Consider the following 6,949-nt stretch of genomic DNA (forward strand, 5'->3'; position numbering starts at 1 on the left):
CTGCTCGACGAGCCGGTCGGTGCGCCGGCGCCCGGTCGCCGGGTCGAGCCGGTGGATCGCGGTGAGGATGGCGAACGACTCGTGCAGCGGCAGGTCCCACCACAGCTGGGACCGCTGTCCGAACACGACCCCGATGCGGCGCGCGACGTCGACCCGCTGGCGCATCGGGTCCAGGCCGCACGTCCGCACGAGGCCGCTCGTGGGCCGCAGGATGCCGGTGAGCATCTTGATCGTCGTCGACTTGCCGGCGCCGTTCGCACCGATGTAGCCGACCGACTCCCCCGGCTCGACCCGGAAGCTCAGGTGGTCGACGGCCCGAGTGCGCTTGTAGTCGCGCACCAGGCCCACGGTCTCGATGATCGGCCCGGTGGCCCGGCCGGAGGGGGTTGCGCTCATCCGCCTGCTCCTTGGTAGTGACGGGTGCCGGCGCGCCAGCAGGCCGCGGCCGCCAGCCAGGCGACGAGGGCCGCGAGGGGCGAGCACCAGGCGAGCCACGGCGACCCGAGCCGGTCGCCGGGCAGGTCGAGGATCGCCAACGTCGGGAAGTAGGCGACGAAGGCGGTGGGGATGACGAACGTCCAGAGGATCCGCAGCGGGTCGGGGAAGACGCGCTGGCTCTGCTGAGCGGCATACGAACCGCCGTACGTCATGCTGTTGGTGAACTCGGCGCCGTCGACGAAGAAGAACTGCAACCCGCCGGCCGCGGTGAACAGCGCCGTGAAGATCGCGGTGCCGCTGACGATCGTGAGGGCGATGAGCGCGACGGTCGCGACGGACCAGTGCACGTCGGCGCGGGAGAGCGCGACGACGAGGGCGACGACGGCGACGCCGAGCCGGCCCACCCGGCGCAACGAGATGTCGCTCGTCATGAACTGGCTCAGCAGCGGCAGTGGGCGCACGTAGAACGCGTCGACCTGCCCCATCCGGATGTAGGTCGGCAGCGTGTCGAGGTGCCCGACGACCATGTCGGCCAGCGAGAAGCCGATGTTGGACAGCGCGAAGACGAGCAGCGCCGCGGTGAAGTCGAGCCCCCCGAGGACGTCGACGTTGTGGAAGATGATCCACACCTCGGCCAGCTCGGTCAGGCCGACGCCGACCGTGCCGAGGATGTCCGTGACGAAGGACGTGCGGTACTGCATCTGCGCCCGGGCCCGGGCCGCGAGGAGCACCCGATAGGGCCGCAGCCGCTCGCCGAGGGGCCCGGGGACCAGGCGGCGGCGCCGTGGACGGGCGAACCGGTCAGCCACCCTGCACCTCCAGGTGGCGCCGCCCGGCGCGCAGGACGACCTGCCCGAGACCGAGCAGGACGAGGGCCCAGCCGAGCTGGTTGGCCAGGACGAGGGCCACGTCCGTGCCGACGACACGTCCGCTGAGGATGTCGAGGGGGTGCTGGAGCATCGCCGGCCACGGGGACCAGTCGGCGATCGTGCGCAGCCAGCCCGGGAACCACGGCACCGGCAGGTAGAGGCCGCAGAACAATCCCGACACGATCATCCAGACGAGCTGGAGACCGCGGACCTCGATGAGCCAGAACGAGGCCAGGTTGACGATGAAGTTGCCCGCGAAGGCGACGACGACGGCCAGGGCCACCGACAGGAACCCCACCAGCCACGCGAGCAGGCCCGGGGGCCAGGCGAGGTCGAAGAGCAGGGCCCCGATGAGCAGGGCCGGCATCCCGCGCGCGAGGAAGTTGATCCCAGCACGACCGATGTCACCGGCGAGGTAGGTCAGCTGCGGGTTGAGCGGCCGGAGGAAGTCGACAGCGATGTCGCCGCTGCGGACCCGCTCCTTGACCTCCTGGAAGCCCCAGAGGTTGACGGTGCCGAGCAGCGCCTGGCCCCACCACACGAAGGCCGCCGCCATCGGGCCGGTGTAGCCGCCGATCGCCGAGCCGGCCGACGCGACGGCGGCGAGCAGGATCGAGGCGCGGATGATGCCGAAGACCGAGTTCGTCGTCATCCCGGCGAGCAGGGCGAGACGATAGGTCGAGTGTCGGCGGAAGCCGGCCCGGACCAGGAGGCGGAAGGTCCTCATCGGGTCGGGTCTGGGGCAGGCACGAGGGGTCAGGCTACAGATCGCCGACCGGGTGGGCAATGGCGGCTACAGTCGAGCGCATGGACGCTCACCCCGCTACGGAGACCCGGCCGGACGTCGTCGTGGTGATGGGCGTCTCGGGCTCCGGCAAGACGACGGTCGCCAAGGGGATCGCCACGCTCATGGGGTGGGAGTTCGCCGAGGGCGACGCCTTCCACTCGGAGGCCAACGTCGCGAAGATGCACTCGGGCCACCCGCTGACCGACGACGACCGCTGGCCGTGGCTCGAGGCGATCGGCGAGTGGATCGGTGACAAGGAGGCCAGGGGCGAGTCAGCGGTCGTGACGTGCTCGGCGCTGCGCCGCGCCTATCGCGACCTGCTGCGCAAGGGCCGCCCGGCAGTGCGGTTCCTGCACCTGACGGCGCCGCCCGCTCTCATCGAGGACCGGATGCAGCATCGCGCCGGGCACTTCATGCCGCCCACGCTGCTGCCGAGCCAGCTCGCGACGCTCGAGCCGCTCGCGTCCGACGAGCCGGGCGTCGAGGTCGTCAACGAGGGCACGCCCGCGCAGGTGCTGCACCGCTCCCTCGCGGCGCTCGGGCTCCCCGAGCCGGACCAGTTCGCCTGACGCGGCGCGGTCACGCGGGCAGCCGGAACCGGTCGTCCGCCAGCGGCTCGACGAGCCCGTCTGTGACGAGGGAGTCGAGGCAGCGCATCACCTGCGCCCGGTCCGCCGCCGCGTCGTGCAGGAGGTCGACGTGCACGTCGGCGTGGGCGTCGCGCAGCCGCTGGAGGAGCACGCCCCGGACCTGCCGGTCGGTGCCGCGCCACGCCTGTCCCCGACGCGGCGGACCCTCGTGGGCGGGCCGCCCCGCGGCGTTCCAGGCGCAGAGGTCGGCGACGGGACACGCCTCGCACCGCGGCCCGCGGGCCACGCAGACGAGCGCCCCGAGCTCCATCACCGCGACGTTCCACGCATTGGCGGTATGCCGCTCAGCCGGCATCGCGTGGGCGGCGAGGTCACGCTCCGCCCGGGTCAGCGCCGGCGCGGGGTACTCCTTGGCCTCGAGCGTGCGGGCCAGGACCCTGCGGACGTTCGTGTCGACGACGACCTCGGGGATGCCGAAGGCGAAGCAGGCGACCGCCGCCGCTGTGTAGCCGCCGACGCCCGGCAGCGCGAGCAGCTCCTCCGGGGTGGCCGGCACCTGGCCGGCATGCCGCTGCACCATGGCGGTCGCCGCCTCGTGCAGCCGGAGGGCCCGGCGGGGATAGCCGAGCCGGCCCCAGGCGCGGACGGCCTCACCCGGGGCGGCGGCCGCGAGCGCTGCCGGCGTCGGCCACCGCTGCATCCACTCCCGCCAGGCCGGCTCGACCCGCGAGAGCGGGGTCTGCTGAGCCATCACCTCGGAGACGAAGATCCCCCACGGGGAGCAGTCGGGCTCCCGCCACGGCAGCTCCCGGCCGGCCTCGCGGTACCACCCGGTCACGCGCGCATGGAGGGCGTGGAGCGGGAGCGAGCTGAGCGGCATACCGGCACCGTAGTGCTGACCGAGCGTGGTGGGCGTTTCGGGGGGACTCGGGGGCCGCAGGCGCGCCAGGGCGATGAGCTCCCCGGGGTTCAGACGTAGCGCTCGAGGATGCTGCTCTCGGCCAGCCGGGACAGGCCCTCGCGGACGGCCCGCGCCCGGCCCTCGCCGACACCGTCGACGAGCATGAGCTCGTCGATGCCTGCGGCGAGCAGCCGCTGCAGCGACTCGAAGTGGTTGACGAGGCGCTCGACGATCGCCTGGGGCAGCCGCGGCACCTTCGTCAGCAGGCGGTAGCCGAGCGGGCTGACCGGGGCGTCCAGGCTCTCACCGACGACCTGGAAGCCGACGGCACGGGCCCCGGCGGCGAGGTCGAGCAGCTCGACCGCGTTGAGCGCCTCGAGGCTCTCGAGCGCCTGCTCCTCGGTGAGTCCCGACTTCGTCGCGGGCAGGTAGTCGCGGATGACGAGCTCACGGTCGTTGCCGAGCCCGCCGACGAGCTCCTCGAGCTGCAGGCTGAGCAGCCGGCCGTCGGTGCCGAGCTCGACGACGTAGTCCTGGATCTCCGCCGAGATCCGGCGCACCATCTCGAGTCGCTGGAGCACCGCGGTCACGTCGCGCACGGTGACGAGGTCCTCGATCTCGAGGGCGGACAGGGTGCCGGTGACCTCGTCGAGCCGGGCCTTGTAGCGCTCGAGCGTCTGCAGGGCCTGGTCGGCGCGCGAGAGCGTCGTCGGGGAGCCCTCGACCACGTGGCGGCGGCGGCCCACATAGAGGGCGACGACGCCCATCGACTGGCTCACCGAGATGACGGGGAAGCCGGTCTGCTTCGCGACGCGCTCGGCGGTGCGGTGGCGGGTGCCGGACTCGGAGGTCTCGATGTGGGAGTCGGGCACGAGCTGGGTCGCGGCGCGCACGATGCGGCTGCCCTCGCGGTCGAGGACGACGGCGCCGTCCATCTTGCACAGCTCGCGCAGCCGGGTCGCGGAGAACTCGATGTCGAGGGCGAACCCGCCGGTGCAGATGGAGTCGACGACTTTGTCGTTGCCGAGCACGATCAGGGCGCCAGTGCGTCCGCGAAGAATGCGCTCGAGGCCGTCGCGAAGCTCCGTTCCGGGGGCCACCGCGGCGAGAGCCGCACGCAGCAGCTCGTCGTCGTTCTTGTCCATCACTTCCCGTTCATCCGATGCGTCTGACCCCGGACGAAGTCGGACGAACGGCATTCTAGGCGGTCGCCGCCTCCATCGCCGCCGCTGCGCGCGAACCGCAGAGCTGCCCCATCGCCTCCACCGCCGAGCGCACGTCGGGGACCGCGACGGGGGTGATCCCGGCGGGCGGCGTGACGTCGGACTGCCCCTCAGGCACGAGCGCGTAGCGGAAGCCGAGTCGGGCCGCCTCGGTGAGCCGCGGGCCCAGCGCCGGGACGGGGCGCAGCTCGCCGGAGAGGCCGACCTCGCCGAGCGCGACGACATCGCGCGCGAGCGGGCGGTCCATCGCCGAGGAGGCAAGGGAGAGCAGGATGGCGAGGTCGGCCGCGGGCTCGGTGACCCGCATGCCGCCCACCGTGGCGGCGAAGACGTCACGGGTCCCGGCGGGCAGGCCCGAGCGCTTCTCGAGGACCGCGAGGATCATCGCCAGCCGCGAGGCGTCCAGCCCGCTCGTCGTGCGCCGGGGCGACGGCAACGACGAGGCGGTGATGAGTGACTGGAGCTCGGTGACGAGGGGGCGCCGCCCCTCCATCGCCACCGTCACGCAGGTGCCCGGCACCGGAGCCGCCGAGCGGGACAGGAACAGCCCGCTCGGGTCCGCCAGCCCGACGATGCCCGAGTCGCGCAGCTCGAAGCAGCCGACCTCGTCCGTCGGCCCGAACCGGTTCTTGACCGCCCGGACCAGCCGCAGCCGGGAGTGGCGGTCGCCCTCGAACTGGACGACGGCATCGACGAGGTGCTCGAGCACCCTTGGCCCCGCGACCGACCCGTCCTTGGTGACGTGCCCGACGAGCAGCACCGCGACACCCCTGGACTTCGCGACCTGGATCAGGGTGCCGGTCACCTCGCGGACCTGGCTGACGTTGCCCGCCTGCCCGTCCACCTCGGCGCTCGCGATGGTCTGGACGGAGTCGACGACGAGCAGGTCCGGACCGGCGTGCTCGACGTGCCCGAGCACCGTGCCGAGGTCGGTCTCGGCGGCGAGGAGCAACCGGTCGGCGAGGGCCCCGATGCGCTCGGCCCGGCCGCGGACCTGGGCCGCCGACTCCTCACCGCTGACATACAGCACGGTGCGACCCGACCGCGCAGTGCGCGCGGCGACGTCGAGCAGGAGCGTCGACTTGCCGACTCCCGGCTCGCCGGCGACGAGGACCACGGCGCCCGGGACCAGTCCGCCACCGAGGACGCGGTCGAACTCCGGCACCCCGGTGGTCTCCGCGCTCGCCCGGCTCATGTCGACCTGCCCGATGGGCCGGGCCGGCTCCCCGACCGGAGCCGCCGTCGTGCGCGCCGTGGGCTGGCCGACCTCGGTGACACTCCCCCACGCCTGGCACTCGCCGCAGCGGCCGACCCACTTGACCGTGCTCCAGCCACACTCCGTGCACCGGTAGCCGGTGACGGCCCGCTTGCCATTGCTCCTCGACGCCATGGCGGTAACGGTAGGGGTAAGGGCCGACACGGAGCCGTGCGACCATGGATGCCATGGAAGCCGCAATGCCGTACATCCTGGCGCTGGCGCCCACTATCGGCATCGCCACGCTCTTCTACTTCATCATGAAGACCATCATCGAGGGCGACCGCCGCGAGCGAATGGCGCAGGCGAAGTGGGAGGCCGAGCACCAAGAAGCGCCGGCCAAGCCGCAGCACCAGGCATAGCGGCACCCCTTCCGGACGGTATGTCGCCAGAATATCCACAGCGTCTGCGCCATTTTGTCATTGATTCTCCGACCACAGGCATTTGCTGTTACTTTGGTGTCGACCGGTGATGCACCGGCCCCCTCCCATTCAACAAACAATTTGGAGAAACATGGCGCAGCGAGTCGAAGTCATCCTGGTCGACGATCTCGACGGCGGAGAGGCCACCGAGACCGTCACCTTCGGACTGGATGGGGTCTCCTACGAGATCGACCTGTCCGACGCAAACGCGAAGAAGCTTCGGGACGACTTTTCGGCATGGACCGGACATGCGCGGCGCGCTGGGGGCGCCAAGCGACCGGTGGGCCGTCGAGGTTCTTCGCGTCGAAATGATTTGAGCGCAGTTCGCGACTGGGCCCGCGAGAATGGTTACAAGGTCTCCGACCGCGGCCGTATCTCCGCCGAGATCCAGAACGCCTACGACGCGGCGCACTGATCAGCACCTGATCCAGATCAGAGCCGAAGGGCCCGGTCGGCCGACCGGG

General features: G+C 71.9%; 9 protein-coding genes. 3 read left to right on the forward strand and 6 right to left on the reverse strand.

What is annotated here, in order from left to right; genetic code table 11:
* From N864_RS17220 to N864_RS17230, 3 genes are all read right to left on the reverse strand, one after another.
* On the reverse strand, positions 1-396 hold a 396-nt coding region (locus N864_RS17220; protein ID WP_155892990.1), incomplete at its 3' end, for an ATP-binding cassette domain-containing protein.
* The gene (locus tag N864_RS17225; protein ID WP_240474377.1) at positions 393-1,247 is read right to left on the reverse strand and encodes an ABC transporter permease; all 855 of its coding nucleotides are present in this window, start codon (positions 1,245-1,247) and stop codon (positions 393-395) included. The genes N864_RS17220 and N864_RS17225, both read right to left, overlap by 4 nt.
* Positions 1,240-2,034 carry an ABC transporter permease gene (locus tag N864_RS17230; RefSeq protein WP_034719761.1) on the reverse strand — a complete coding sequence of 265 codons (795 nt, stop codon included), beginning with the start codon at positions 2,032-2,034 and terminating at the stop codon, positions 1,240-1,242. The genes N864_RS17225 and N864_RS17230 overlap by 8 nt, the downstream gene beginning before the upstream one ends.
* Positions 2,035-2,114: 80 nt before the next feature.
* On the opposite strand from N864_RS17230, the gene N864_RS17235 reads away from it, so the two are divergent.
* Complete coding sequence (locus tag N864_RS17235; protein ID WP_034719764.1) at positions 2,115-2,663, forward strand: gluconokinase; 549 nt, start codon at positions 2,115-2,117, stop codon at positions 2,661-2,663.
* Positions 2,664-2,673: 10 nt separating this feature from the next.
* On the opposite strand, the gene N864_RS17240 is transcribed toward N864_RS17235, so the two are convergent.
* The 3 genes from N864_RS17240 to radA form a co-directional block, all read right to left on the reverse strand.
* Positions 2,674-3,564 (reverse strand): HhH-GPD family protein, encoded by an 891-nt coding sequence (locus N864_RS17240; RefSeq protein ID WP_034719766.1) that lies wholly within the window; start codon positions 3,562-3,564, stop codon positions 2,674-2,676.
* An 89-nt stretch (positions 3,565-3,653) separates the two neighbouring features.
* The gene (gene disA, locus N864_RS17245) at positions 3,654-4,730 is read right to left on the reverse strand and encodes a DNA integrity scanning diadenylate cyclase DisA (RefSeq protein WP_034719768.1); all 1,077 of its coding nucleotides are present in this window, start codon (positions 4,728-4,730) and stop codon (positions 3,654-3,656) included.
* Between the two features lie 55 nt (positions 4,731-4,785).
* A complete protein-coding gene (gene radA / locus N864_RS17250) occupies positions 4,786-6,198 on the reverse strand; it encodes a DNA repair protein RadA (RefSeq protein WP_034719771.1) in 1,413 nt (470 codons plus the stop codon).
* Positions 6,199-6,251: 53 nt separating this feature from the next.
* Between radA and N864_RS25530 the strand changes: the two genes are divergently transcribed.
* Positions 6,252-6,425 carry a hypothetical protein gene (locus tag N864_RS25530; RefSeq protein ID WP_169735987.1) on the forward strand — a complete coding sequence of 58 codons (174 nt, stop codon included), beginning with the start codon at positions 6,252-6,254 and terminating at the stop codon, positions 6,423-6,425.
* Between the two features lie 151 nt (positions 6,426-6,576).
* The gene (locus tag N864_RS17260; protein ID WP_034719779.1) at positions 6,577-6,900 is read left to right on the forward strand and encodes a histone-like nucleoid-structuring protein Lsr2; all 324 of its coding nucleotides are present in this window, start codon (positions 6,577-6,579) and stop codon (positions 6,898-6,900) included.
* Positions 6,901-6,949 lie beyond the last annotated feature (49 nt).

It is taken from the genome of Intrasporangium chromatireducens Q5-1 (assembly GCF_000576575.1).
Classification (GTDB): Bacteria; Actinomycetota; Actinomycetes; order Actinomycetales; family Dermatophilaceae; genus Intrasporangium_A; species Intrasporangium_A chromatireducens.

Excerpts from the sequence above, each read along its gene's own strand:
- N864_RS17235 (WP_034719764.1), top strand. The coding sequence starts at position 2,115 with ATGGACGCTCACCCCGCTACGGAGACCCGGCCGGACGTCGTCGTGGTG.
- N864_RS17240 (WP_034719766.1), bottom strand. The coding sequence starts at position 3,564 with ATGCCGCTCAGCTCGCTCCCGCTCCACGCCCTCCATGCGCGCGTGACC.
- N864_RS17260 (WP_034719779.1), top strand. The coding sequence starts at position 6,577 with ATGGCGCAGCGAGTCGAAGTCATCCTGGTCGACGATCTCGACGGCGGA.
- N864_RS17230 (WP_034719761.1), bottom strand. The coding sequence starts at position 2,034 with ATGAGGACCTTCCGCCTCCTGGTCCGGGCCGGCTTCCGCCGACACTCG.
- N864_RS25530 (WP_169735987.1), top strand. The coding sequence starts at position 6,252 with ATGGAAGCCGCAATGCCGTACATCCTGGCGCTGGCGCCCACTATCGGC.
- disA (WP_034719768.1), bottom strand. The coding sequence starts at position 4,730 with ATGGACAAGAACGACGACGAGCTGCTGCGTGCGGCTCTCGCCGCGGTG.
- radA (WP_034719771.1), bottom strand. The coding sequence starts at position 6,198 with ATGGCGTCGAGGAGCAATGGCAAGCGGGCCGTCACCGGCTACCGGTGC.